We start from the raw sequence: 25,617 nt of genomic DNA, 5'->3' as shown, positions 1-25,617 counted from the left end.
GCCTACGACCAGCGCGAACATCAAGGCGACGCTCACCACCAGCGTGAGGAACGACTGCGCCGCCAGCATGAAGGGCCGTTCGGCGAGCTGAAAACTGATCTGGACGTAGAACTGATTGGCGATGCCGAAGAAGCGGGCGAGCACCAGGGTCGGCAGCAGCGCCGACACGCCGGCGCGGAAATCGACGCCGACCAGCGTGCCTGCGACCTGATCCGCCGCGAGCGCCAGCCAGATCGCGACGGGCGCGACGACGACGAGCARCAGCTCGAGACTCTCGGTGAGCCGCTCGCGCGTGGTTTCATTGTTCTTCTCCGCCAGCGATCGGAACACGAGCGGCACGGTCGCCGCGGCGACGCTGGAGGCGATCATCACCATGAACTGGCGCGGCAGATCGGCGGCGACGCCAAAGATGCCGGCGGCGTCCCTGCCGAGGAGATAGGCGACGATGAGACGGTCGCAGGTCGAGTACAGCGCGACCGAGAGACCGGCCAGCGTCAGCGGCAGGCCATAGCGCGCCAGCTGCATGAACTGGCTACGCTGGAAGCCTGCGATCCTGGTGCGGTCGCCGACGAGATTGAGAATGATGCCGGTCAGCGAGCCCAGCCCGAACGCCGCGAGCAGACCCATGCCGCCCCAGCCGAGCCAGATCCCGAGCAAGCCGAAGCCGACGCTCGATACGCTGCGGACGATCGAAATCGCCGCGAACCGGTAGGGGCGCAATTTGGCGCGCTCGAACTCCTGGCCGACATCGACCGCATTGGCCATGATCGCGACGAACATGCTGGCGAGCAGCAGCTCGACGCTGACGTCGCTGCGGAACAGGAAGACCAGCGGGGTCGCGGCACAGAGCACCGCGACCGTGAGCCCAAAGGCGACCATCGCCGTGCCGCGAAAATCCACCTCCGCCGACATCGCCTGATAACGGGACACCGACAGCTTGATCCAGGCGAAGAAGATCGCGCCCAGAATACCGGCAAGGCTGATGCCGACGACATAGACGCCGTACTCTGCGGGCGTCAGCAGCCTCGTGTAGGCGGTGACCGCGAAGAAGCCCACCGCCGCAGGCAGGATGTRGGCGACCAGGTAGATGGAGAAATGGCGGTTCAGCATGCGGGCACGGGACCGGAAGCGGTCATGCGAGTTTTGCGGCCGTTAATCAGTCGGACATTGGTGTGGCGATCGACTGCGCCGCAGCATCCCCGAAGAGTGTCACATAAGTCTGCAAATCGGGCCGCGAATGGAGCAACGCGGCGGATTTCGCGCGTTAGCSTTAAATTTGCCCTTTTCTCGAACCGGCTGCCGCGATCACCGAAAAGAAACCATGATGCAGGCGTCGTGCAGCCTTTTCCAGCGCGTGACCGCGCCGGAACAGCGATGCGGCGGTATACGCGTTGACGCGCCGGATACCCGGCAAAGGTTAACCCAACACGACGAAACCCCGGCGTCGCACGGCGCCGCTTGGTACGATGGCGCGTTGGTTCCCGAGGGAATGCCGTGGCCAGGCTCGACAGACGCGAATTCCTTCTCGGCACCGCCGCAACGCTTGCGGCGGGCGCATCCGCGTCGGCCCGGCCGGCGTCGAAACTTGCCCGGCGCCGTCCCGGCTTTGGCGCTGCGGCAACGCTCTGGGACTTGCAGGCCGATCCGCGGCTCGGCGAGGCCATCAGCACCTATTGCACGCAGGTCGTGCCGGTGCTCGAGCTGAAATGGCCGATGCTGCGGCCGAACGCACACACGTTTTCGTTCGAACGCGCCGACGCGATCCTGGATTTTGCGCAGGCGAACGATCTGACGATGCGCGGCCACGCGCTCGCGTGGTATCATGACATTCCGGACTGGACCAAGCAGATCAAGGACGCCAAGGGCGTCGAGCGCGCGTATCTCGACCACATCGGCACCGTCGTCTCCTACTACAAGGACAAGCTGACGTCGTGGGACGTCGTCAACGAGCCGATCCCGGACAATCCCCGCAGTCCGAAAGACCGGCGCGACACGTTCTGGACGCAGCATCTCGGCAGCAGCTGGATCCCGCTCGCCTTCCGCACGGCGGCCGCGGCCGATCCCTTCGTCAAGCTCGCGATCAACGAATACGACATCGAATCGGCGAAGGTTTCCTTCATCGCCAAGCGCGCAGCCTACCGCAACCTGATCATGGAGCTGCTCGACCAGGGCGTCCCGCTGCACGCCGTGGGATTGCAATCGCATCTGCATGCCGAGCTCGAGATCGACACCCATGGTCTGGCCGAATTCGTCACCGAGCTACGCTCATGGGGGCTGGACGTTCTCGTCACCGAGCTCGACGTCGACGATCAGAAGCTGACGGGCAATCCGGCCGAGCGCGACGCCATCGTCGCCAAGCGGGTCGACGATCTGCTGACGGCCATTTCGGCCAGCGGCCCGGTGCGCTCGATCCTGACCTGGGGCCTCTCGGATCGCTACAGCTGGATCAACGGTACCTTCGCCCGCGCGGACAAGCAGCCGAACCGCCCGCTGCCGTTCGACGGCGAGTTCAAGCCGAAGCCGTTCATGGACGTCATCAGCAAGTTCACAAAGGACGTTTGAGGGCAGCTTGCTCTAGCGCGTCTTCGGCGTCTCGAATTCGACCGTGTCCCCCATATGATCGGGAGACAGGCTCGGTCCACGACGGTCGCGCGAGTTGAGACGGAACACGTCGCGGATGTCATCGATCGAGGTCGACGAATACGACTGGATGCAGAGCGCGACCTGCTCGGGCGCGGCGGCGTGCATCATCGCCTCGATGGCCGGACGGTCGAGGCGCGTGTCATCCCAATGCGAGACCGCGAGTCCCAGACCAGCGCGTTGCCGACATAATCGTCGGCCGGGAACGCACGCTCCTTGACACCGAGAAGCTGGTCGACGGTGCGCAGCCACAGCACATGCAACGGATGGTCGGCGTCGATCCCCCTGCGCGTGACGAACAGCGGCGTCTTCTCGCCGCCGGCATAGTGGCCGACGTCGAATTCGCGGAAGAACAGATTGTCCGAATCCAGGATGCAGACGCGCTGCTCGGGCGCGTTGAGGACGCCGGCGATCTTCAGGATCTGCTGGATGTGCCAGCCGTGCACGGGCGACGACAGCAGCGACAGCCAGACGCGTCGTTTGCTGATGAACTGGAGCGCCGGCGGCAACGCGAACAGCCATTTCGGCAGATAACGCGAGGCCGGAACGATGACGCGCTTGTCGGACGCGAACCGCTCGAACAGCGGCACGTCCTCATCGTTAACGAGAACATAATGCCGCGTATATCCCGTCAGCCAGGTGTCGATGCTCTCGCTGAGCAGCGAAAAGCGTTCGATATCCTTGGCATAGCTGGCAGTCAGCAGTGCAACGGAATGCATGGAGCGTGCTCAAATGGCCATCAAGCCACAGTCATAGCCGCACCGGGAGGTCGGGGAAACTCACAACCCGAATCAAGGTAAAGTGAAACGAAGCATCAGCCATCCGACGGCAGCCCCTGCTCGATGGCGCGAAACCGCAGCGGCGCCAGGGCAGAGGCGCGCTGCCACCAGTCGGCGACGCGGTCGTCGAGCGCGGTCGTGCCGCGGCCCTGGCCGGGGAAGATCCGGACTTGCTGGACCGGCTCGGCCTCGAACCCCTTGCCCTTGCGCGTGATCCTGATGACCGCGCCTTCGCGGTCCCGCTGGGTCAGCGGCACCAGAAGGCGACCACGCGGACGGAGCGACTGGAGCCAGAGCGGATGCGGATGCGAGAAGCCGGCATGCACGATGATCACATCGGCGGGCTCGCCGATGTCCTCGCACCCGTCGCCGTGGACGACCTCGACATTGCGATAGGCGCGAAGATAGTTCGCAGCACGAACCGCAAGCCGCCCGTCGCATTCGATTGCACGCACCCTGCCCTTCGGACCGACGATCCTGGACAGCACCGCCGAGAAATAGCCGAGCCCGCAGCCGATCTGGACCACGCGGTCCTTCTCCCCGACATCGAGCAAATCGATGAAATGCGCCCACAGGCTCGGCAGACCGGTGTCGAGCTTGCGGCGCGCGTCGATCGCGACCAGCACATTGTCCTGGAGATGAACGGGATCGGCGTCGGGTGTCAGCCGGTAGCTGCGCGACGCCTCGCTCTTGATGCGCCAGGGTCCTTTCGCCAGAAAATCCTCGCGCGGCACGGCTGCGAGCGCTTCGAGCAGGCGCTTCGAGGAAATCCGCTCGCGCTTTGCGATTCTTTCCACGTAGCGCGCACGCGCGGCGGCGAGATCGCTCATGTCAGGGATCGGCCCGTTCACGAACGGGCGCGTCCGACCCGAGTTCGTTGACCAGCTGCATCGCCTGCTTCAGGTCCGGCGTGTAGAAACCCTCGCTGAACTTGCCGACGATCGGCAAGAGCAGGAGCCTTGCGTGCTCGCGCTTGCCGGCCTCGAGCGACAGGCGCGCGAGGCTGACGGCGGTGCGAAGCTCCCAGGATAGCGCGCCCTGCTTGCGCGCGATCTCCAGCGACAGGCCGAACAGATCCTCGGCCTCCTGCACCGAGGCCGGGTCGCCGTCCGACAGCGTGATCTCGCCTTGCAGGCGATAGACCTCGGCGAGATAGGAGTGATCGCCGGTCCTTCGGGCGGTCGCGAGCGCGCCATCCAGCGCGCGCAAGGCGGCATCCCGCATCCCGACCTTGGCGTAGGCTTCCGCGAGCAGGCAGCGGAACCAGCAGCCGGCGAGCCAGGAATCCATCGCCTCATATTCGTCGAGGCCGAAGCGCATCTGGCTGAGGCCTTCGTCGGCTTCACCGAGCTGGGTCAGCGCCCAGCCGCGCAGGATCGCCGCCTGCTGCTTCCAGTGCAGGAAATTGTGTTCGGTGGCGATGATCATGGCGCGGTTGGCGTGGTCGCGCGTGCCCTCGACGTCGCGCAAATGCTGGCAGAGATAGGCGCCGAACACGAGCGCGAAGGCGAGCGTGAAGGGATGGCGGATCTTCTCGGCGTTCGCGATCGCCTGCTCGCTGTGCTGGCGCGCCGCGTCGGGCCGGCCGAGGAACCACAGGAGATAGCCGAGATAGGACAGCGAGACCACGCCGGGATCGGTGCCGTGGCGCTCCATCAGGTCGGAGTGCAGATCGGGGCTGTAGAGGTTGATGCAGCGGTGCAGATGATGCTGCGAGGCGGCGAAGCGGCCGCGATAGAGCATGGTCATCGCGATCGAGCGATGCGCCTCGATCAGATAGCCGGTCTGCTGTGCCGGCTGCGTCCGCTCGTTCAGCCGCTCGCGCTTGGCGARCTTCAACAGCTCGACGCTGAGATCGTGCGCGCGGGTGAGATCGGCGCGGATGAAATGGCAGACCCAGAGGCCRCGCGTGGCGGCAAAGGCCTTTTCGTCGTCGTCGAGCTGCTGGCCGAGCTCGAGCGCGCGGATGTAATTCTCCTCGACCTCCTGCACGGCATAGCCCTTGGCGGCGATCAGCGCGTTGCCGAGCGCGATGCGCAGCTCGAGCTCCATCTCGTCGGCGCCCTGCATGCGCGCATTGGCCTGCACGACGCTGAGGCCGCGGCGCAAATGGCCGATCGCCTCCAGATTGGCGCCGCTCTTGGCCGCCTGTTTGCCGGCCTTGAGCCAGAAGCTCGCGGCACCCTCGCTCTGGCCGGATTCGGTCAGATGATGGGCGAGCAGCTCCGGCTCGCGCTCGGTCTTCTCCGGATACATCTCGGCAAGCACCTGCGCGATGCGGGCATGCAGCTTGCGCCGCTCGCTGTGCAGCAGGCTCGCATGCGCGGCGTTCTGGATCATCACGTGCTTGAACGAGTAGAGCGCATCCGGCGGATGGCCACGGCGCATGATCAGCCCGGCTTCCTCCAGATGGTTGAGCGCGGCCTCGATCTGCTCCGCCGACGTGTCGGCGACGGCCTGAAGCGTCTCGTAGGAGAACTCGCGGCCGATGGTGGCGCCGATCTGCGCGATCCGCTTGAACGGGCCCATCCGGTCGAGCCGCGCCATCAGCGAATCCGTCAGGGTTGCCGGGATCGCGAGCTGCCGCCACGGGCCCGACAGCACGTAGCGCCCGTGCCGCTCGGTCAGGAGGTTGGATTCGAGGACGGTCTTGGTGAGCTCTTCAAGGAACAACGGCACGCCGTCGGTCTTGACGATGATCTCCTCGACAACCTCCTTGGGCAGCTCCCGTCCGGCGACGCGCTCGACCAGCGTCGCGCGCAGCTGCCGGCTCAGGCGGTTCAGCACCAGGGTGGTGATGTGCGAATGCGCGTTCCAGCTGGGCTGGAATTCGGAGCGGGCGGTGATGACGACCAGGATCGACCRGTTCTGCACCCGGTCGACGAGGAGGTCGATGACCTCGCGGGAGGTCGGATCGATCCAGTGCAGGTCCTCGAACGCGATCACCAGCGGCATCTCGCGCGCGAGGCCGAGGAAGTGATTGACCAGCGCCGCGACCGTCGCATCCTTCTGCTGCTGCGGTGACAGCTCGAGCGGCGGATAGCGGTCTCCGGTCGGTATGGACAACAGCGCCGCAAACAGCGGCGTGACCTGCTCGATGTCGCCATGAGCGGCTGCGATCGCGGTCTCCAGGCTCGCCAGCGACAGCGCGGACGCATCCTCGCGGTCGAGGCCGAGCGAGAATTTGAGTTGCTYGGCGAACGGATAGAACGCGGTGGACGTGTAGTAGGGCGAGCACTGGAACGAGACCTGTCCGTGGCGGTCGCCCGCGATCCGCTCGAAAATCTCCTGGATGACGCGCGACTTGCCGATACCGGGCTCGCCGAACTTGACCACGACCTGGCCGTCGCCGTCCTTGGCCTGCTGCCAGCGCCCCATCAGCAGCGCGATCTCCTCCTCGCGGTTGACGAGCGGGGTCAGCCGCGTGCCCATCGCGGCGGCGAAGCGGGTCTCCACCCGCGAGGCGCGCACCACGTGCCAGGCTTGCGCCTTCTCCGAGATGCCCTTCAGCGCATGGACGCCGAGATTGCGGTAGTCGAACTTCCCCTTCAGCAACGACTGGGTCGAGGCGGAAATCACCACGCCGTTGGGCGGCGCCAGGCCTTGCAGGCGCGCGGCGAGATTGACGGTTTCTCCGACCGCGGAGTCGCGCTCTTCGGTGCCCTGTCCCACGAGATCGCCGACCACGACGAGACCGGTCGCGATCCCGATGCGGACGGCGGGCGAGTGGCTGAGCGCGCCACGCGGCTCGATCGCGCGAGCGGTCGACAGCACCCGCACGATCTCGAGCCCCGCACGCACCGCGCGCTCGGCGTCGTCCTCATGTGCGGTCGGATAGCCGAAATAGACCAAAATACCGTCGCCGACGAACCGGGCGGCAAAACCCTCGTAATGCTTGACCACGCGGACGCAGGTCTCGCGGAAGCTCGCGATCATGTCGCGCACGTCTTCCGGATCGAACTGCGCCGAGAGCGAGGTGGAATCCACCATGTCGCAGAACATGGTGGTGAGCTGGCGCCGTTCGGCTCCGACCTCCACCCGGGTCGGCGGAGGTGCCGCCGCGGCGGGCGCCTCCGTCGTTTCAGCCCGGAACAGCGCCGCCATCGCCCGCTGGAGCCGCTTGCGATCGCCAAGCGGCAATCCGAGCTCGACCAGGTCGGATTCGGTCAGATCCCCCATGACATCGAGATCGAGACGGTGCTGCGCGAAGAGATCGGAATAGTGCGCAAGGCCGATACCTTCGAGCCAGCGCTTCAGCCCGCCATCCGCTTCCGTGCCCGGCTCATTCTCCAGCATGGTGATTCTGCCCAACCCTCACTCCGTCGAAGGGCTTTAGGCCCCTCAACCACAGATTTTGGGGCCCGAACTTCACCTCAGACTGGACGCATTCCCTAACTTCTAGGAAGAATAGCTCAATCAGATCAAAAAGGAATGGCATTGTCGGACATTGCATCCGGAGCGAGAACGATCGGCGCGAGCGGCGAAACGAAGATCTTTTCCCATATCGGCGGCCTTCTCGACTTCTACGCCCGCAGGACACCCGCGGCGCCCGCCCTGCTCGCCCCGGGCCGGCCGGCCCTCACCTACGGCGCGCTTGGCGAGCGGACGCAGGATCTGGTGCGCACGCTGCGCGGGCTCGGCATCGCGCCGGGTGACCGCATTGCGGTTGCGCTGCCGCGCGGCGCCGACAGTGCGCTGGCACTGATCGCGGTCGCCTCGACCGGCGCCTGCGTCCCCGTCAATCCCGATCTGACCGCGGACGAGCTGCAACGCTATTTCAGCGAATTGAAGCTGACGGCACTCGTCACCCGGGCCGACATGAACTCGGCCAGTCGCGACGTCGCCAGGGCGCTCGATATCGCTGTGATCGATTTCGTGCCGGGGCCGAAAGACGATCTCGGCGGCTGCGCGTTCGTGGGCCCCACGATCGGCCCGGCGCGCACGAGCGGCGCCTCGCGCGGCGACGACGATGCGTTCATCCTGTTGACGTCGGGCACGGCGGCGCGGCCGAAAATGGTGCCGCTCACGCATCGCAATGTGTGCCTGTCCGCCACCAATGCTGGCCGCGTGCTGTCACTCACATCCCATGATCGCCTGCTCAACGTCCTGCCGCTGTTTCACGCCCATGGTCTGATCTCAGGCCTCCTGACGGCGCTGGCCGCGGGCTCCAGCGTGATCTGCACCGACGGTTTCGACGCCTCGTCGTTCTTCGGCTGGATGCGGGAGCTGCAACCGACCTGGTACACGGCGGTGCCGACCATTCATCGCGCGCTGCTGACGGCGGCGGAAGCGAATCCGGAGCGCGCCCGGGGCTCGTCGCTGCGCGTGATCCGCTCGGCCTCGGCCTCGCTCGCGCCCGCGATCCTTGGCGGACTGGAGGCGACGTTCGGCGTTCCGGTGCTCGAGACCTACGGCATGACGGAGGCGGCCTCGCAGATCGCCGCCAATCCGTTCGAGTTGCGCAAGGTCGGATCGGTCGGCCGCGCCGCGGGCCCCGAGATCGCGATCATGGACGAGACGGGCCGCGTGCTTGCGAGCGGCGAGCACGGCGAGATCGTGCTGCGCGGAGCGAACATGACGCGTGGCTATCATAATGACGAGGCGGCGACGCAGGCCGCATTCCGCAATGGCTGGTTCCGGACCGGCGATCTCGGCTATCTCGATGCCGACGGTTATCTCTTCATCGTCGGCCGCATCAAGGACGTCATCAATCGCGGCGGGCAGAAGATCTCGCCGCTGGAGGTGGAAGAGATCCTGCTCAGCCATCCGGCGGTGCTGGAGGCCGGCGTCTTTGCCGTTCCGCACCCAAAGCTCGGCGAGAACGTCGCCGCCGTCGTGGTGTTGCGGGCGAATTCCGAGGCGACCTCGGACCAGTTGCGCCAGTTCGCGCGAAAGCGTCTCGCGGCCTACAAGGTACCGAGCCTGATCCGCAGCGTGGCGGCGCTGCCGAAGGGCGCCAGCGGCAAGGTCAAGCGCAATGCACTGGCCGATCTGATCGCGACGGCGGAGGACGCCGACGCGGCGCGCCTGCCGCGCACCACGCTGGAAACGCAGCTCGCCGAGATCTGGGCCGGCCTGCTGGAGCTGCCTCAGGTCGGCATCGATCAGGACGTCTTCGCGCTCGGTGCGGACTCGCTCGCGGTGACGCAGATGCGCTCGCGCCTGCGCGAACGCTTCAACGTCGACTTCTCGTTCGAGGACATTTTCGATTGCGCCACGGTCGCCGCGCTTGCGGCCCGGCTGGAGACTGCCGCAACCCATCGCGAAGCGACACTGCCGGCCTGGCGYCGGGCCCTAGCTGCGACAGCGGACGCGCCGCTGTCGTTCCAGCAGCAGCGGATGTACGTGCTCTCGCGGCTCGATCCGACCCGCTACAACTATAATGTCGTCGAAGTCGCGGTTCTCAAAGGCCTGGTCGACGTCGCCGCGCTTTCTGCGAGCCTCACCGCAATCTGCGCCCGCCATGAGGCGCTGCGCTCGGTCTTCATCGAACGGCAGGGCGAGCCGGCGCAGCTTGCGCTGCGATCGCCGCCTAAATTCGAGCGGATCAAGCTCAAGCCCCGCCCTGCGGACAAGCAGGCCGCCGTGATCCGGCGCGAGGCGCTCAAGCTCGCGCAATATAAGTTCGACCTGGCGCACGAGCCGCCGCTGAAGGTCACGCTGCTGTCGTTCGACAAATCCAGCCATGCGCTCGTGGTCAACTTGCATCATCTCGTCACCGATGGCTGGTCGCAGCGGCTGTTCTGGGAGGAGCTCGCCGCCCATTATGCCGCGGCACGCAAGAGCAGCGTGGCGGCGCTGCCCTCGCCCAGTTTCCAGTATCGCGACTTTGCGCTGTGGCAGCAGAGCTGGGCGCGAACGCCGGCAGCAAAGGAGCAGCTCGATTACTGGCGGCTGCAACTCGACGGCCTCACCACGCTGCCGCTGCGGACCGACCGGCCACGGCCGGAGATCTGGAGCGGTCACGGCGCCCGTCACTATTTCGAATTCTCCAGAACCCTCTCGGGCGATGTCCGCGCGCTGAGCCAGGACCAGGGCGTCACGCCCTTCATGACCCTGCTCGCGGTGTTTCAGTGCCTGCTCTTCCGTCACACCTCGCATGAGGATGTCGCGACCGGATCGCTGATCGCCAACCGCAACCAGATCGAGAGCGAGCGCCTGATCGGACTGTTCGCCAACACCCTGATCCTGCGCAACGATTTTGGCGGTGATCCGAGCTTCGGCGAAATGTTGCGACGGGTGCGGCAGGTCACGCTGGATGCCTACCGCAATCAGGATCTCCCGATCGAGGAGGTGCTGCGTGCGCTCCAGATCGCGCGCCGGAGCGACGGCAATCCGCTGTTCCGCATCATGTTCATCCTCCAGAACGCCTCGATCGAGGCGGCACGCTTCCCCGGCCTGTCGACGCGGCGGCTGGAGGTCGATCCAGAAGTGGCGCGCTTCGACATCACGCTCGAGCTGGTCGAGGCCGACGGGCGATTCACCGGGTTCTTCGAGTACGCCACCGATCTGTTCGACGCGGCCACGATCGAAGACATGGCTGCTCAATTCAAGACCCTGCTCAGGGCCGTCATCGCCAATCCGGAACAGCGCGTCTCGCGCCTGCCGCTGCTGACCGAAGCCGAACGCCGGCAATTGCTGGCGAAAGGCCACGGCGTGCCGGCCAATTTCACCACCCGCGGCAACTTAAGCGAACGCTTCGACCGTCAGGCCAGGACGACACCGAACGCTGTTGCGGTGTCGGACGGACACGCATCCCTGAGCTATCGCGAACTGGCCCGGCGCGGCCAGGCGGCTGCGCGCTGGCTGGCCCGCGAAGGCGTCGGGTCCGAGAGCGTGGTCGCCTTGCTCGCGGAGCGCGGACCCGATCTGCTCGCCGCAATGATCGCGGTGCAGCGCGTGGGCGCGGCCTTCCTGAACCTCGATCCCGACCAGCCGCCGGCGCGGCTTGCGACCATTCTCGGATCGAGCTGCGCCCGCGTGCTGCTGACCGGGCGCGCCCAGTCGGCCATGGTCGAGGCGCTGATCGAGCCGCTGGTCGAGCGCATCCAGGTGGCCGAGCTCGAAGACGCGATCGCGCCAGGGGCGACCAAGCCGGCCCGCGCGGCGCGGCGCGCAGCATCCAGCCTCGCMTATCTCATCTATACGTCCGGCTCCTCAGGCGCGCCGAAGGGCGTCATGATCGAGCAGCGTGGGCTGTCGAACCATCTGGCGTCGCTCATTTCCGGGCTGAACCTCTCGGCCAGGGATGTGATCGCGCAGACCGCGCCGCAGAGCTTTGTCATCTCGGTCTGGCAGTTCCTCGCGGGGCCGATGGTCGGCGCCCGCGTGCACATTTGCGGCAACGCGATCGTGCAGGACCCGATCCTGCTCGCGCGGGAGATCGAACGCGAGCACATCACCGTGCTCGAGATCGTCCCGTCGCTGTTGCGGGTGATCCTCGATCGCATGGACGAGTCGAAGATCCAGCGCGCCTTTGCAAGGTTGCGCCTCCTGATCTCGACCGGCGAACCGCTGCCGGTCGACCTCTGCCGCGCCTGGTTCGCCCGCTGCCCGAAGGTGCCGCTCATCAATGCCTATGGTGCGTCGGAATGTTCCGACGACGTCTCCCTGCATCGCCTGACCAAGCCGCCGGCGACCGCGACGGGCAACGTTCCGGTCGGCGCGCCCCTGCCGAACACCCAGCTTTACGTGCTCGACGCCAACCTTGAGCCGCAGCCAGTCGGCGTGACCGGCGAGCTCTGCATCGGCGGCGCCGGCGTCGGACGCGGCTATGTCAACGATCCCGCGCAGAACAAGCAACGCTTCCTGCCCGATCCGTTCTCGCGCCAGGCTGCCAGCCGGCTGTACCGGACCGGCGACCTTGCCCGCCGCCGCGCCGACGGCACGATCGAGTGCCTCGGCCGCGCCGACCATCAGGTCAAGGTTCGCGGCTACCGCGTCGAGCTCAAGGAGATCGAGAACGCGCTGGCCGACCATCCGAGCGTGCGCGCCGGCATCGTCGAGCCGCGCCGCGAGGCCAGCGGCGATGTCAGGCTGATCGCCCACATCGTCGCAAGGCCCGGCAGCCCGGTCAGCGCCAGCGAGTTGCGCGAAATCCTGAAGAGCCGGCTGCCCGGCCACGCCATCCCGTCCGCATTCCTGTTCCTGGATCAGGTGCCGCTCAACGCCCATGGCAAGATCGACCGGTCCGCGCTGCTGGCGCCCGCGCAGCAGGACGCGTCGGGTCCGGATGTGGCCGTGCCGGCGCGGCGTTTCACCGAAAAGGTGCTCTCCGACATCTGGATCGATCTGCTGAAGGTCGAGAGCCTCGGTGTCACCGACAATTTCTTCGATCTCGGCGGCCATTCGCTGCTGGCGGGCCAGGCGATGGCGCGCGTCGCCCGTGCGCTCGGCGTCTCGCTGCCGATCAAGACCGTCTTCGAGGCGCCGACGATCGAGGAGCTCGCCCGCCGGGTCGACGAGGCCGTGGCCGCCGAGCCGCACAAGCCTGCCGCAAGCGTGTCGCGGTTGATCGAAAGCGGCCCTCCGACGCTCTCGATCGCGCAGGACCAGATGATTCGCATCGAGCAGAACCTGCCGGGCCTGCCGCTGTTCAACCTGCCCTTTGCCTTTCGCCTCCAGGGCCCGCTCGATCCGGCCATCCTCGCCCAGGCGTTCGGCGACATCGTGCGCCGCCACGAATCGCTGCGGACTGCGTTCGGCTGGAACGGCGGGGAGCCCATCAGCCGCCTCGCCACGCCCGGCGAACTCGGGCCCGTCCTCACCGTCGAGGTCATCGGCGACGGGCGGCCGCACAACAACAAGCGGCGCCAAGCCCTCGAACTCAGGAAGATCGATCTCCTGATCGAGCAGGAGACCTACACCCCGTTCGACACCGCGCGGCCGCCGCTGTTGCGGGCACGGCTGTTGCGGCTCCATGCCGGCGACCACGTGCTGCTGCTGACGCTGCATCATGCCGCTGCCGACGGCTGGTCGATCGGCGTGCTGTTCGAGGAATTGTCGAGCCGTTATGCGGCGCTGGCCGGACGTCCCTCGGCGCCGCTGCCGAAACTGCCGCCGGCCTTTTCGGACGTCGCACGCTGGCAGCGCTGGTGGTGCGGCACCGACGCCGCCCGCCGCCAGGCTGCCGACTGGACGGAGAATCTGCGCGGCGCGGCCCCGATCTTTGACGGCGACGCAAGCCCGGGCGCAGCCACCGGTCACCAACCGCTCAGGCTCGAGCCCGATCTGATCGCGCGGCTCACGGCGTTCGCCGGCCAGCAGAACGCCACGTTGTTCATGTACCTGCTCACCGGCCTGAAGGCCCTGCTGCTGGCACGGACCGGCCACACCGACATCTCGGTCGCCACCGCCATGGCCAATCGCGCCCAGCCGGACACCGAGCGAATCGTCGGCCCGTTCGAGAATACGGTGATCGTCCGCACGAAAATCACGCCGGATCTGTCGTTCGCGCAAGCCTTGGTGCGGGTGCGGCAGAGCGTGCTCGATGCGCATGCGCGGCAGGAGCTGCCGTTCAACATGCTGGCCGACCATCTGGAGCAGGAGGGGATCGACCCGGCCGCGCTGCTCCAGGTCTATTTCACGCTGCAAAATCCGCTGCGCCAGCCGCTCGATCTGCCGGAGATTGCGGTGCAATCGATCGGAAACGTCGCGCGCGAGGGGCAGCCGGTGCTGCCGATCGACCAGACCTGGCTGTCGCTGATGCTCAAGGAGCGTCCGACCGGAATCACCGGTTCATGCAATTACAAGGGCGAACTGCTCGACGGCCGTATGGTCGGCGAGTGGATGGAGGATCTCGTCGCGCTGCTGGGGACCGCCGCCGCCCGGCCCAACACGCCGCTCGGCCGGTTGCTCGATCGCAGGGCGGCTTGACCGGCTGTACAGGGCGGGCGAATAATGGTTCACTCGTCAAAGCTGTGAATGACCAAGTTGCATCTTGATTATTTGGCGCCAGCGCGCAAGATTATTCTCGCGTTTTGATTTGGACGAAAATTTTCAACCGGGGGAGTGTTATGGGTTTCATCAAATTTACCAAGGGCACCTCGTTGAGTGACAAGGACCGCAAGGCCCTGCAAAAGTTGCTGACCGACGAGAAGAAGAAGCTCCAGTCCGCGCTGAAGGACGTCGACGCCAGCCTTTCCATGCTGGGCGGCTCGAAGAAGGCCAAGAAGAAAAAGTAAGATTAGTCGGCCGGGACGCCGCACGAATCTTTCGGACAACGGGCCGCTCGCCTGCGAGTTGGGGTCTCGCACAAGCTTGAGCTCGTAAACCGGCCTGCAAATCGACAAGAATTCGCCCGGGTGGACCGATAACAACGGTCCGCTCAGTTGGTTCTTGCTGAATTGATTCTTCCGTCAGGACCGGGGGATTTGGCCTCCGCCTGACGCCATGGGCCTGATTGATGGCAGACGACAGAATTGAACTGTTTGTCGGACTGATCGAGACTATTGACGCGCCGGGCGCGGCCGATGCGTGCCGGCGCCTGCTCTCGGTCGACGAACGGGTCCGCGCCGACCGCTTCATGTTCGAGCGACACCGGCGGCAATATATTTTCGCCCACGCCATGCTGCGCCTGGCGCTATCGCAGGTCGCACCCAACGTCGCTCCCTCCGACTGGTCCTTTGGGGCCGGCCGCTACGGGCGGCCGTTTGTCGCTGCACCCGCAACCTCGACCGCGCTGCATTTCAGCCTGTCGCATGCCGATGGCTGCGTCGCCTGCGTCGTGTCCAGGCATGAGGCCGTCGGCGTCGACGTCGAAACCGTGTCACGGCGTGTCGCCCCGCTCTCCACCGCGAATCGCTTCTTTGCGCCGGAGGAGGTCGAAACGCTGCGTAGCCTGCCGGAACCGGCGGCGATCGAGCGCTTCTTCGACTATTGGACGCTCAAGGAGGCCTATCTGAAGGCCAGGGGCTTTGGGCTCAACTTGCCGCTCGACGCCTTCGCGATGCAGGTGTCGCGCGAGGCCATCGAGATCAGCTTCAAGCCCGACATCGCCGACGATCCGCAGGGATGGCGCTTCTCGCTGTGCTCGCCCTCCCCCTCGCATCGCCTCGCGATCGCCGACGGCTCCCGTGCGGACGGTGGCCTTCCCATCAGCCGCAATGCCTGGCCGCTCCAGGAAGCGGCTGAATGACGACCTCGCGGCTGCGCGTCTTCCCCGCGATCTCGCGCAACCGCGACCCCAAGACATATGTCGGCGAGCTGATGCGGGTGGCGCAGTTCGCCGACCGCAACGGCTTCGAAGGCATTCTGCTGTTCGAAGGCAACGACGTGTTCGTCGAGCCCTGGGCCATGGCCCAGCACATCATGGCAGGCACGACGCGATCTTCGCCGCTGATCGCCGTCAACCCGGTCTACATGCATCCGTTCACGGCAGCGAAATTCGTCTCGTCCTTCGCGCAGCTCTACGGCCGCAAGGTCTATCTCAACATGATCACGGGGACCGCGGTCAGCGACTTGCAGGGCCTCGGCGACGACCAGTCCCATGCCGACCGCTACGTCCGGCTCGGCGAATTCGTCGCGCTGATGCGGCAATTGCTCTCGAGCCCGCGGCCGGTGAATGTCGAGGGCCGGTTCTACCGCGCCAGCAATCTGCAACTGCGGCCCCGCCTGCCGGCGGAGCTGATGCCGGAATTCCTGATCGCGGGCCAGTCCGAGGCGGCACAGCGCGTGGCAAAGGAGACCGGCTGCATCAAGATGCAGATGCTGCCGCCGGACCTCGATCGCGGGCTCGACGTATCAGGCATGAATTTCGGCATCTTCGCGCGCGAGAGCCGCGACGAGGCGCGGCAGGCAGCCAAGGCGCGCTTCCGCGACAACCCCGATGATCGCGAACTGCTCGCGCTCACCGTGGGGAACAGCGACTCCGTGTGGAAGCGGCGGCTGTACGAGGGTCAGAGCGGCGAGCTCGMGGACAACGGTTATTGGCTGCTGCCGTTCCTGACCTTCCAGGCCGACTGCCCCTATCTCGTCGGCAGCTATGCCGAGATCGGCGCGAGGCTGAGGGATTTTGCGGCAGAGGGCCTGACGACGGTCATGCTCGACATGGTCGCGGACGAGGCCGAGATGCAGCACGTCTGCAAGGCGCTTGCGGCGAGCGGGATGTTTTGAATTCTTGCGAGCGATTGTTCTCTCGACGTCATGGCCGGGCTTGACCCGGCCATCCACGCCTACCACGGGCACAAAGAACGTGATGTCCGGGACAAGCCCTGGCATGACGATCTACGCGGAAGCTGTGAGCCTCACCGCGCCTCTTCGAATCCTGCCAGCACCGAGGTCAGGTTCGCACCCAGGATATCCGAGAGATAGCCGCCCTCCTGCACGAACACGGTCGGCAAGCCCATCCTGGCGATGGCCTGGCCGATACGGCGGAAGCCCGGCGTGGTGACGGCAAGGCCCTTCAGTGGATCGTGCTCGGAGGCATCGAGGCCGAGCGCGATGRCGAGGGCGCCGGGAGCAAAGGACTCGATCACCTTGCGCGCAACGTCCATCGCCTGGATGTAGCCATCGTCGCCGGTGCCGATCGCCAGGGGGATGTTGAGATTGGTGCCGAGGCCCGGGCCTTCGCCGCGCTCGTGCGCATAGCCCCAGACATAAGGATAATATGCGACGGGATCGGCATGGATCGACACCGTGTACACGTCCGGCCGCGCGTAGAAGATTCCTTGCGTGCCGTTGCCGTGATGGACGTCGACGTCGAGGATCACGACGCGCTCGTGCTTGAGCCGCAGATGCGCGGCGGCGATGGCGCTGTTGTTGAGGAAGCAGAAGCCGCCGGCCATGTCGCGATAGGCGTGATGGCCGGGCGGACGGCAGAGCGCGTAGGTCGCGTCCTCGCCGTCCATCACCATCTGCGCGGCGGTGACCGCCACGTCCGTCGCAGCGCAGGCCGCGGCCCAGGTGCCCGGGCCGATCGGCGCCGCAGTGTCGGCGGTGTGCCAGCCGAGCTTGCCGACGATGTGGGTCGGATAGGTCGCGGCGTGGCGCACGGGATGGATGTTGCCGATCATCTCGGGGCCGGAATCGCCAAGTGCGGTCCAGGCGTCCCAGGCCTCGCTCAGGAACGACAGGTATTCCGGGCTGTGAATGCGCGCGCGGGGCCCCTGCCCGAATGTCGTCGGCTCGACCAGTTGATGCTTGCCGTCCTTCAACCCCTTGAGCAGGCGGTCGGCGCGCTCGGGCTGCTCGGTGGTGCGCTTGACGACACCGCGAACCAGGAAGAATTGCGGATCATGGCTGCGGTGCAGTTCGGTATGGACGGCTTTCACTCAAACACTCCGTGGTCGCTTTGACGGTGCCACAGATTCTTGAGCGCTGCGGCGGCCAGATGCAAGCAAGAAGAATGCCGCCGCTGTCGCTCCGCCCTCTGCCGGAAGCAGATCGCCCCTGAGGCTCAGCAGCGCCCGCGCTGGAGACAGTGCTCGCGCCCCGGCTGATCGGTGCGGAAGGCCTCGACGAAGCCGCCCTGGCGCTGCGTGACGAAGACGGTCTTGCCGTCATTGCCGCCGAAGGCGAGGTTGGTCGGCTCCTTGCCTTTCAACGCGATCTCGCGCTCGATCGCGCCATTGGGCTTCATCAGCGCGATCGTGCCCTTGAGAATGCGCGCGACGTAGAGGCGGCCGGCAACGTCGGTGCGCAGCCCGTCGACGGTGTCGGGCTGAAACGACTTCACCAGCCTTGCGCCGGTGAGCTCGTTGCCGCTGATCGTGTAGGACCAGATCTGGCCGCTGCTGGACTCGCCGACATAGAGCGTCTTGCCGTCGGGGCTGAGGTCGATGCCGTTGGTGGTGCCCATCGCGCGGGGCGCCGGCATCACCTGCCCCTGCACCGTTCCGTCGGCGGCTTTCGCGATGCGCCAGATGTGGCCCTCGCGGCCCTTCCAGTTCGGATCGCTCGCATAGATCGTGCCGTCGCGCGCGACCGTGATGTCGTTGGGCTGGTTCATCTCGTCGGAGTGAAACCAGACGGCAGGCTCGACGCTTCCCTTCGCAATGGTGAAGATGTTGTGCTTCTTGTAGTCRGCAATGAACATTGCGCCGCTCCGATCGAAACGGATCGCGTTGCCGACGCTGCCTTCGGGGAGTGTCGTGAACAGCTCCGAAGCGGCAGCGCCCGCAGGCAGCCTGCCGATGGTGCCGGGCTTGCCCAGATTGACGACGAACAAATTGCCATCGAGATCGGCGGCGGGTCCTTCAATGCCAAACGTGTATTCGCTGGCGGGCGTCACCTGCACGCTGTCGAACAGCTTGGTTTCGGCAGCAGCCGGGGGCGTCGCGATGAGCAAAATGCTACTGCACAGGCACCAGAAATTCCTGCCGGATGTAATAGCCATCGTCGTCGGTGCACTCGCCGTTCAGATAGGGATCGGCCGGCCGGAAGAATCGGCTGAAGCCGGGTTTGTCTACAGCGCTCCTTTGTGTCACGACAACGACCTTGGCAGCCGGTATTTCGCCGCATTCCTTGTTGGTCTTGCCAAAGAACTTGCGTTGCGGCGGACCGGCCTTGATCCGCATCCGCGTTCCCGGAGCCATCCTGGCAGCGAGCAGGTCGGCGGTGTCGAGCAGACGCGCATAGCCGGGCTCTGTCTTCGGCAGGCTTTCGCCGCCCGGCGGCATCAGCTTCTCCGCGCCGAGACCGCGAAGGCGCGTATGCAGCCTGCCGGCATCAGGGTCGCCCGGATAGATCCAGCCGTCCTGCGCCAGGATGAAACGGAGCACGGTTGCGTCCTTCTCCGCATCCGGCTGTCCTGCCTTCAGGCCGAAATCCGAATGGCAGCCGAGGCAATGCTTCTCGACAAGGCCCTTGCGCAGCGTGGTGAGGCGAATGCTGTTCTGCGCGTCCCTGGTGACGAAGGCCGCGAGCTGGTCGATCATCGCCTGGCTGCGCGTGTCGCAAGGCAGCGGCGCCGGCGGATCGCCCGCAGCGCGGTCAATGCGGATCACGGTCTGGTTCTTGTCCTCGACCAGCCAGATCGCGCCGTCCTCGGCGACCGTCATGCCGACCGGCGCGCCTTGCGGCCGCGCGCCGTTGACGCGGTGCCAGCCTGCAATCAGCTCCTCGAACGGCGCAGCGGCGACCTCGCCGGCGTCGGTCTGGAAGCTGTGGGTCGGATCTGCCGCGCAGCTGACGTGGTAGCGCACCGGCGCCGGGCTCGGCTTGGGGAAGCCGTGATCGTCGACATCGTAGACGAGGACGCGGCTGCCGGTCGGGCGATAGCCATGCAGGCCGACCAGCAGCTTGCCCTCGAGCTCCGGGAATTTCACACCGTGATAATAGAGCATCGCGAGCGGCGCGCCGTGCGGCGGCAGCAGCGAGAACGGCGGCTTGTAGAGCGCATTGGCCGTGCAGAGCGATTTGTAGGCCCCGGATTGCAGCACGATCCTGAATTCGGGGCTCGGCGTCGACAGGTCGTAGCAATAGGGCCAGCCATAATGCCTGCCCTGCTCGATCGCGTTGATCTCCTCGTTGGGCTTGAAGATGTCGGGCAGGTCGCGGCCATTCTCGCCTTGCAGGAAGGCGTAGCCGGCATCCGGGAAGTTCGGATGCAGTGCCAGCGCCATCGAATTGCGCAGACCGCGCGCATAGACGGCGTGCGGCGGGTCAGGGTCGTTCGGCTTCAACGCCGGGAAGACGCCGCCTGACGGCGGCGTGAACAGCCAGATCGCGGCCATCGCGGAGGCGCCCTCGGCCGCCGCACAGGGCTTTGTGATCGGCGCACGCGTGATGCAGTCGTCGCTGTGCGAGMCGACATTGACGAACAGCCGGCCGTCGCGATCGAAGACGAACTGCTTGAGTGGATGCGCGCTCTCGTCGAGCCTGGTGCCATCGGGTAGCGTGATCCGGCGGCCGGGCAGGTGACGAATGATGGTCTCGACCGTGCCGCGCGGATTGTCCGCGAGCGGATCGAACCGGAAGATCGCCTCCGCAGTCGAGGCATAGGGCTTCTTGTCCGGGCCGATCACGAGGCCGAACGGGTATTCGAGGCCGGTCAGCAGCTCCTTGAACCGCTGGCCCAGGGGCGCATGCGGATCGAGCAGCAGCAGCCGTCCATCGGTGTGGCCCCAGCCGCCCATGTCGGCGACCACGAACAGGTCGCGGCCGGGCACCTGGACGATCGAGCGCGGAAATTTGAGGTGATCCTCCTCGCTGGCGACGAGGCCGGCGCAAAATCCGGCCTTCATGTCGATCTGGAGTCTTGGAAAAGCGAGATCGCCACTGCCGCAGCTTTCCGTACCGATCGCATAGCCGCTCCTCCTGAGCGACTCGGACGAGGCCGGGGCCAGGCCGAGCAGCACGCCGACGACGGCCACCGCGAACAAGCGCAGGCTTGGGCGTTCACAGCAGAATGTGAAGCAGTTCACAGCGGCCTCCCGGAGGTATCCTCCAGGGTTGTTCCATGCCGCCTCAGCGCCGTCCAGTTGCCCATCACCCGCCTGTGATTAAACCTATAACGACCTTGGTGCCGACCAATCTCCGTAGATTCCCTTACCGGGCTCGTCCCGAATGTTTCGCGAATGCCTGGGGTGGTATCGGTTTGCCGTCCCAATCGCTTTCTACAGGAGGCGTGTATGGTCCAGATGTATTTCCACTGCTCCAATACCGAAGGCACACTGATCGATCGGTACGGCACGGCGGTAGCCAATCTGACCGAGGCACGCGACCGCGCCGCCCAGATCATGCGCACGATGATCCTGACGCCCGGTGCGGAAGACTGGCGCGACTGGGTGATCCATGTCAGCGGCGACGACGGCGAGGAGATCTTCGACCTCCCCTTCACCGCCATGCTCGGCAAGCCGCATTGAGGTGATGCCATGCTGCTTGCTTCACTGACCCTGCTCCGCCAGCCCCTGAACTTCGTTGCCACCAAGTGGCAGACGCTGGTGAAAGTCGCCGGCGACCCCTACCGCCCCGAATTGCACTACATGCGCGGGCCGGGCCCGAAATGGCGCGCCAAGTATCAGGCCAGTCGGCTGAACCGCACGCTCTGAGCGCTGCGGTTCGGCCGTTTTCCCAACAGATCGGTCTCTCCACTCGTCATGCCCGGGCTTGTCCCGGGCATCCACGTCTTGGCCCTCACGTCAGAAGAACGTGGATAGCCGGGACGTAGGCGAGCGGAAGCGACGCCGTCCTTCGGACGGCTATGCCCGGCCGCGACGACGTGGCGGCAGGTCCTCATCTCCCCGTAAATCTCGCCTTACGCTTCTCGACAAAGGCATTGCGGCCTTCGATCGCGTCTGGGCCCTTGCGGATCGTGGCCTGAAGCTCGATCTCGCGGCGGAACTGGGCCTCGTAGGTCGCGTGCTCGCTCTCCTCGACCAGCGCGCGCGTCGCGACCAGAGCGCGCGTCGGACCGTCGGCCAGGCGGCGCGCCAGCGTCAATGCCTCCCCCATCAGCTTGTCATCGTCGACGACCTGCCGCACCAGGCCGATCTCCTGGGCGCGTTCGGCCGTCAGCGGCTCGTTCAGGAGCATCAGCTCGAGCGCACGCTGGCGGCCGATCAGCCGCGGCAACAGCCAGGTCGAGCCGAGATCTGGCACCAGCGCAATGCGGCTGAACACCTGGATGAAGCTCGCCGACCGCGCCGCGACGATCATGTCGCCGGCCATCGCGAGGCTGAAGCCGCCGCCGGCCGCCACCCCGTTGACGGCGACGACGACGGGCACAGCGCATTCACGCAACGCCCTGAAGGCCGGCCAGTAGAAGCGCATCACGCCGGCCGCGATGTCCTCGCCGAGCGCTGCGGAGGCCTTCAAATTCTGTCCCGAGCAGAAGCCGCGCCCGGCGCCGGTGAGGATCAGCGCACGAACACCCTCGTCCTGCGTCATCTCGCCGACGGCGACCGCCAGCGCGCCTAGCAGGTCCGGCGTCATCGCGTTCAGGCTCGCCGGCTCGTCCAGCGTCAAGATCCCGACCGCGCCATCCCGCGCCTGTTTCACACCAGCCATGCCGCTTCTCCCTTTGGATGTTCTCGTTGGCGGCAATGTGCCATTGTCCGCGCGCTTCGCCAATTGCGGAGCTCTCAAGTCGGCGCAACGAACCCAAGTCCACGAAGACAAGTCCACGAAAACAGACACAAGACCGCATCATGCCTCACCAGTTCAGCCTCGCCCAAACCGTCCGCAAGCCTGCCGTCAAGACCAAGGGCGGCATCGTCGCCGCGCAGTCGCGCCGGGCCGCCGAAGTGGGGGCGCAGGTGCTGGCGGCGGGTGGCGATTGCGTCGACGCGATCGTCGCGACCACCATGGCGCTGAACGTGCTGGAGCCCTGGAACAGCGGCATCGGCGGCGGCGGGGCGATGGTGCTCTACCGCGCCAGGGAAAATCGCTACGAGGTGATCGACTACGGCATGTGCGCGCCGCAGAGCCTGCGCGTCGCGGACTATCCGCTCAGCGGCGAAGGCGCAGCCTCCGATCTCTTTCCCTGGCCGCGGGTGAAGGACGACCGCAACGTCCATGGCCCCGGCGCGATCGCCGTGCCCGGCGTCGTTGCCGGCATGGAGGAAGCGCATTGCCGCCACGCCAAACTGCCGTGGAAAGACCTGGTCGCGCCGGCCGCCGCACTCGCCGGCGAAGGCCTGCTGGCAGATTGGTGGACCACACTGACGATCGCAAGCTCGGCGGCCGATCTCCGGCGTTATCCCGCAAGCGCAGCGGCGTTCCTGAAGGACGGCCTGCCGCCGAGTGCACCGTGGGGCATCAAGTTCGAGACGCGGCTGCCGCAGGACAAGTTGAAGGCGACGCTGGCTCACCTCGCCGAAGCCGGACCGCGCGATTTCTACGAGGGCGATCTCGCCAAAAGCATCGCATCCGACATCAAGGCCGACGGCGGCTCGCTGTCGGTGGAGGATCTCGCTGCCTTCCGCGCCCATCCGCGCGAGCCGCTGGCGATTCCCTATCGCGGCGGCAAGGTGTTCGCGACGCCGGAGCTCACGGCCGGACCGACGATGGCACATGCGCTGCGCCTGTTGCAGCAGAATCTGAAGCCGGGCACCGCGCCGGATGCGGCGGCCTACGCCGAATATGCGCTCGCACTGCAAGCGGCCTATCGCGAGCGGCTCAAGGACATGGGCGATGCCGACGGCAAGCGCTCGCTCGGCGCCGAATATCTGGCACCGGCCTGCACCACGCATTTCTCCGTCGTCGACCGCCACGGCAATATCGCCGCGGTGACGCAGACGCTGCTCTCGTCCTTCGGCTCGAAATACGTGACGCCGCACACCGGCATCGCCATGAACAACGGCATCATGTGGTTCGATCCGACGCCGGGCACCACCAACTCGCTCGCACCTGGCAAGCGCTGCCTCACCAACTATACGCCCGTGATCGCCGAGACCGGGGACGGCAAGCGTCTCGCCATCGGCGCCTCCGGCGGCCGCCGCATCCTGCCCGCGGTGATGCAGCTCGCATCCTTCGCGATGGATTTCGGCATGGACCTCGACGCGGCGATCCATCAGCCGCGCATTGACGCCAGCGAGGGCGCGGTCGTGATCGGCGATGTCAGGCTGCCGACGGACACACGCAAGGCGCTTGCGGCCCGCTTCGACTATGAGGAGACGCAGGTACAGGCCGTGCCGATGAAGTTCGCCTGCCCGAGCGTAGTCATGCGCGACGGCGACACGAATTCGGGCGCAGTCGAGATCTTCCACCCGTGGGCCGACGCCGTCGCCGAATCCTGAGCGTCACGACTCCTCCACATTTGCAGGGAACTTACCTGCGCACCGTCCGTTCATTGAATGGACAAGTGCGCTCGCCCCAGTGGAGGACATGATGAAGAAACTTGCGCTCGCCGCATCGCTGATTATTGCGGCCGGCCTCACATTTACCAGCCCTGCCCTGGCCAAGGGCGGGCAGGGACACGGGCACGGTTATGGCCATGCGATGGGCCATCCTTACCATGGCACGCCGCCCGGATGGTCGCATGGGCGCAAGGTCGGCTGGCGCGGTTATGGGTGCCCGCCCGGACTGTGGAAGCAGGGCCGCTGCTGACGCGATCTGCAATTCCTGCAAGGCGACGCCCCTGACGAGGCGGCGCCTTCTTCATATGCCGAGACGGTCCCGCACCCGCCCTGTGATAACCGCGGTCGTCACCCCCACCGGCCAGAACGCGTGCATCGGGATCGGCTTGATGCCGGTGACGGGCATGTCGATCTCGGCCCTGGCGCCGCCGATCAAGCGGCGAGCAAGCTGCGCGCCCATCGCGGTCGAGAGCGCGACGCCGCGGCCGTTGCAGCCGAGCGAGATCAGGATGCTTTCGGCGGGCTCATGCACATGCGGATAGTGGTCCGTGGTGATCGCGAGCCGGCTGTTCCAGCCATGGGTCCAGGCGACGCCTTTGAGTTGCGGCCATAGCCGCTCGGCGTAGCGGATGAGATAGGCGACATCCGACGGCGAGTTGATCCAGCGCATCGGGCCGCGGCCACCCATCAAGAGGCGGTTCTGCTGGTCGATGCGGTAGTAGACCGTGATGTGGCCGCTCTCGTAGAGCACGGGACGCGTCGGCATGATCGAACGGGCGACCTCGTCGGAGAGCGGCGCGGAGGCGACGATCGAGGAGAACACCGGCACGATGGTGCGGCGAAGCGCCGGCCAGAGATCATCGGTGAAGCCGTTGGTGGCGAGCAGCACCTTGTCTGCACGAACGACCGCGCGCGGCGTCTCGATGCGCCAATGCGCACCGTCGCGGCGCAGCGACAGCGCCGGCGTCTCGCCATGCACCTTCGCGCCCGCCGAGATCGCGGCGCGCGCGAGACCGCGAGCGTAGCTGAGGGGATGCAGATCGCCGCCCCGCGTGTCCAGCATGGCGCCGATATAGCGGTCGGTGCCGGTCATCTCGCGCAGCTGCTCGCGATCCAGATATGTCACCGGCATGCCGCGGCGGATGCATTGCTGCGCGGTCTTCTCGATCGCGGCGGCACTGGCCTCGTTATAGGCCGCACGCAGCGTTCCGTTCTGCCGCGCCTCGCACGGGATCTGGTAGCGACGGATCAGCTCGTGGGTGAAGTTGGTGGTGCCGTACGAGAACTCGATCATGCGGCGGCCGAGTTCAGTGCCGAAATCGGCCTCGATCTGATCGGGGTCGTGCTTCAAGCCGGGATTGGTGTGGCCGCCATTGTTGCCGGACGCGCCCCAGCCCGGCTCCTGCGCCTCCAGCACCAAGGCCTCGACACCCTGCTCCGCGAGATGCAGCGCGGTGGAC

Annotated in this window: 17 protein-coding genes and 1 pseudogene; 9 read left to right on the top strand and 9 right to left on the bottom strand. The window is 66.2% G+C overall.

Going from position 1 to position 25,617, the window contains the following annotated elements:
• On the bottom strand, nt 1–1,110 hold a 1,110-nt coding region (locus AC1D00_RS01485), incomplete at its 3' end, for a lipopolysaccharide biosynthesis protein (RefSeq protein ID WP_477009414.1).
• A gap of 384 nt (nt 1,111–1,494) precedes the next feature.
• Between AC1D00_RS01485 and AC1D00_RS01480 the strand changes: the two genes are divergently transcribed.
• Nucleotides 1,495–2,562, top strand: a complete 1,068-nt coding sequence (locus AC1D00_RS01480; RefSeq protein ID WP_477009413.1) for an endo-1,4-beta-xylanase — start codon at nt 1,495–1,497, stop codon at nt 2,560–2,562.
• Nucleotides 2,563–2,574: 12 nt separating this feature from the next.
• On the opposite strand, the pseudogene AC1D00_RS01475 reads toward AC1D00_RS01480, so the two are convergent.
• The 3 genes and pseudogenes from AC1D00_RS01475 to AC1D00_RS01465 form a co-directional block, all read right to left on the bottom strand.
• Nucleotides 2,575–3,359 (bottom strand): annotated as a pseudogene (locus AC1D00_RS01475) (DUF6492 family protein).
• Between the two features lie 95 nt (nt 3,360–3,454).
• Nucleotides 3,455–4,249, bottom strand: coding sequence for a protein-L-isoaspartate O-methyltransferase family protein (locus AC1D00_RS01470; RefSeq protein ID WP_477009412.1), 795 nt, complete (start codon nt 4,247–4,249; stop codon nt 3,455–3,457).
• A 1-nt stretch (nt 4,250) separates the two neighbouring features.
• Nucleotides 4,251–7,715 (bottom strand): AAA family ATPase, encoded by a 3,465-nt coding sequence (locus AC1D00_RS01465; RefSeq protein WP_477009415.1) that lies wholly within the window; start codon nt 7,713–7,715, stop codon nt 4,251–4,253.
• A gap of 135 nt (nt 7,716–7,850) precedes the next feature.
• Between AC1D00_RS01465 and AC1D00_RS01460 the strand changes: the two genes are divergently transcribed.
• The 4 genes from AC1D00_RS01460 to AC1D00_RS01445 all read left to right on the top strand — a co-directional run bounded on the left by AC1D00_RS01460 (nt 7,851) and on the right by AC1D00_RS01445 (nt 16,532).
• Nucleotides 7,851–14,294 (top strand): amino acid adenylation domain-containing protein, encoded by a 6,444-nt coding sequence (locus tag AC1D00_RS01460; RefSeq protein ID WP_477009411.1) that lies wholly within the window; start codon nt 7,851–7,853, stop codon nt 14,292–14,294.
• A gap of 140 nt (nt 14,295–14,434) precedes the next feature.
• Nucleotides 14,435–14,602: a hypothetical protein gene (locus tag AC1D00_RS01455; protein ID WP_166466031.1), complete on the top strand. Its 168-nt coding sequence runs from the start codon at nt 14,435–14,437 to the stop codon at nt 14,600–14,602.
• 221 nt (nt 14,603–14,823) lie between these two features.
• The gene (locus AC1D00_RS01450) at nt 14,824–15,555 is read left to right on the top strand and encodes a 4'-phosphopantetheinyl transferase family protein (protein ID WP_027549505.1); all 732 of its coding nucleotides are present in this window, start codon (nt 14,824–14,826) and stop codon (nt 15,553–15,555) included.
• On the top strand, nt 15,552–16,532 hold the full coding sequence (locus AC1D00_RS01445; protein WP_477009410.1) for an LLM class flavin-dependent oxidoreductase: 981 nt from the start codon (nt 15,552–15,554) through the stop codon (nt 16,530–16,532). Before AC1D00_RS01450 ends, AC1D00_RS01445 begins: the two co-directional genes overlap by 4 nt.
• 131 nt (nt 16,533–16,663) lie before the next feature.
• Here the strand turns inward: AC1D00_RS01445 and AC1D00_RS01440 are convergent, their stop codons facing one another.
• The 3 genes from AC1D00_RS01440 to AC1D00_RS01430 all read right to left on the bottom strand — a co-directional run bounded on the left by AC1D00_RS01440 (nt 16,664) and on the right by AC1D00_RS01430 (nt 20,782).
• Nucleotides 16,664–17,689 carry a histone deacetylase family protein gene (locus AC1D00_RS01440; protein ID WP_477009409.1) on the bottom strand — a complete coding sequence of 342 codons (1,026 nt, stop codon included), beginning with the start codon at nt 17,687–17,689 and terminating at the stop codon, nt 16,664–16,666.
• Between the two features lie 125 nt (nt 17,690–17,814).
• Nucleotides 17,815–18,753 (bottom strand): SMP-30/gluconolactonase/LRE family protein, encoded by a 939-nt coding sequence (locus tag AC1D00_RS01435; RefSeq protein ID WP_477009408.1) that lies wholly within the window; start codon nt 18,751–18,753, stop codon nt 17,815–17,817.
• Nucleotides 18,710–20,782, bottom strand: a complete 2,073-nt coding sequence (locus tag AC1D00_RS01430; RefSeq protein ID WP_477009407.1) for a PQQ-dependent sugar dehydrogenase — start codon at nt 20,780–20,782, stop codon at nt 18,710–18,712. Before AC1D00_RS01430 ends, AC1D00_RS01435 begins: the two co-directional genes overlap by 44 nt.
• 207 nt (nt 20,783–20,989) lie before the next feature.
• On the opposite strand from AC1D00_RS01430, the gene AC1D00_RS01425 reads away from it, so the two are divergent.
• Together AC1D00_RS01425 and AC1D00_RS01420 are read left to right on the top strand one after the other, a co-directional pair.
• On the top strand, nt 20,990–21,223 hold the full coding sequence (locus tag AC1D00_RS01425) for a DUF6894 family protein (RefSeq protein ID WP_167771208.1): 234 nt from the start codon (nt 20,990–20,992) through the stop codon (nt 21,221–21,223).
• Between the two features lie 9 nt (nt 21,224–21,232).
• The gene (locus tag AC1D00_RS01420) at nt 21,233–21,409 is read left to right on the top strand and encodes a hypothetical protein (RefSeq protein ID WP_167771207.1); all 177 of its coding nucleotides are present in this window, start codon (nt 21,233–21,235) and stop codon (nt 21,407–21,409) included.
• Nucleotides 21,410–21,593: 184 nt separating this feature from the next.
• On the opposite strand, the gene AC1D00_RS01415 is transcribed toward AC1D00_RS01420, so the two are convergent.
• Entirely contained in the window at nt 21,594–22,367 is a 774-nt protein-coding gene (locus tag AC1D00_RS01415; RefSeq protein ID WP_477009406.1) for an enoyl-CoA hydratase-related protein, read from the bottom strand.
• A 140-nt stretch (nt 22,368–22,507) separates the two neighbouring features.
• Here AC1D00_RS01415 and AC1D00_RS01410 point away from each other — a divergent pair, with 140 nt between their 5' ends.
• Together AC1D00_RS01410 and AC1D00_RS01405 are read left to right on the top strand one after the other, a co-directional pair.
• Complete coding sequence (locus AC1D00_RS01410; protein WP_477009405.1) at nt 22,508–24,097, top strand: gamma-glutamyltransferase family protein; 1,590 nt, start codon at nt 22,508–22,510, stop codon at nt 24,095–24,097.
• 88 nt (nt 24,098–24,185) lie between these two features.
• Nucleotides 24,186–24,407, top strand: a complete 222-nt coding sequence (locus AC1D00_RS01405; protein WP_477009404.1) for a hypothetical protein — start codon at nt 24,186–24,188, stop codon at nt 24,405–24,407.
• A 51-nt stretch (nt 24,408–24,458) separates the two neighbouring features.
• On the opposite strand, the gene AC1D00_RS01400 is transcribed toward AC1D00_RS01405, so the two are convergent.
• Nucleotides 24,459–25,617, bottom strand: a 1,159-nt coding sequence (locus AC1D00_RS01400) for an NAD(P)/FAD-dependent oxidoreductase (RefSeq protein ID WP_477009403.1), incomplete at its 5' end; no start/stop codon positions are given.

The sequence above is a fragment of the Bradyrhizobium sp. P2_E8 genome (assembly GCF_056403875.1).
The sequence above is the reverse complement of the archived record's forward strand: the minus strand, read 5'-3'. Positions and strand labels throughout refer to the sequence as shown.

Excerpts from the sequence above, each read along its gene's own strand:
- AC1D00_RS01470 (WP_477009412.1), bottom strand. The coding sequence starts at position 4,249 with ATGAGCGATCTCGCCGCCGCGCGTGCGCGCTACGTGGAAAGAATCGCA.
- AC1D00_RS01455 (WP_166466031.1), top strand. The coding sequence starts at position 14,435 with ATGGGTTTCATCAAATTTACCAAGGGCACCTCGTTGAGTGACAAGGAC.
- AC1D00_RS01450 (WP_027549505.1), top strand. The coding sequence starts at position 14,824 with ATGGCAGACGACAGAATTGAACTGTTTGTCGGACTGATCGAGACTATT.
- AC1D00_RS01425 (WP_167771208.1), top strand. The coding sequence starts at position 20,990 with ATGGTCCAGATGTATTTCCACTGCTCCAATACCGAAGGCACACTGATC.
- AC1D00_RS01420 (WP_167771207.1), top strand. The coding sequence starts at position 21,233 with ATGCTGCTTGCTTCACTGACCCTGCTCCGCCAGCCCCTGAACTTCGTT.
- AC1D00_RS01415 (WP_477009406.1), bottom strand. The coding sequence starts at position 22,367 with ATGGCTGGTGTGAAACAGGCGCGGGATGGCGCGGTCGGGATCTTGACG.
- AC1D00_RS01410 (WP_477009405.1), top strand. The coding sequence starts at position 22,508 with ATGCCTCACCAGTTCAGCCTCGCCCAAACCGTCCGCAAGCCTGCCGTC.
- AC1D00_RS01405 (WP_477009404.1), top strand. The coding sequence starts at position 24,186 with ATGATGAAGAAACTTGCGCTCGCCGCATCGCTGATTATTGCGGCCGGC.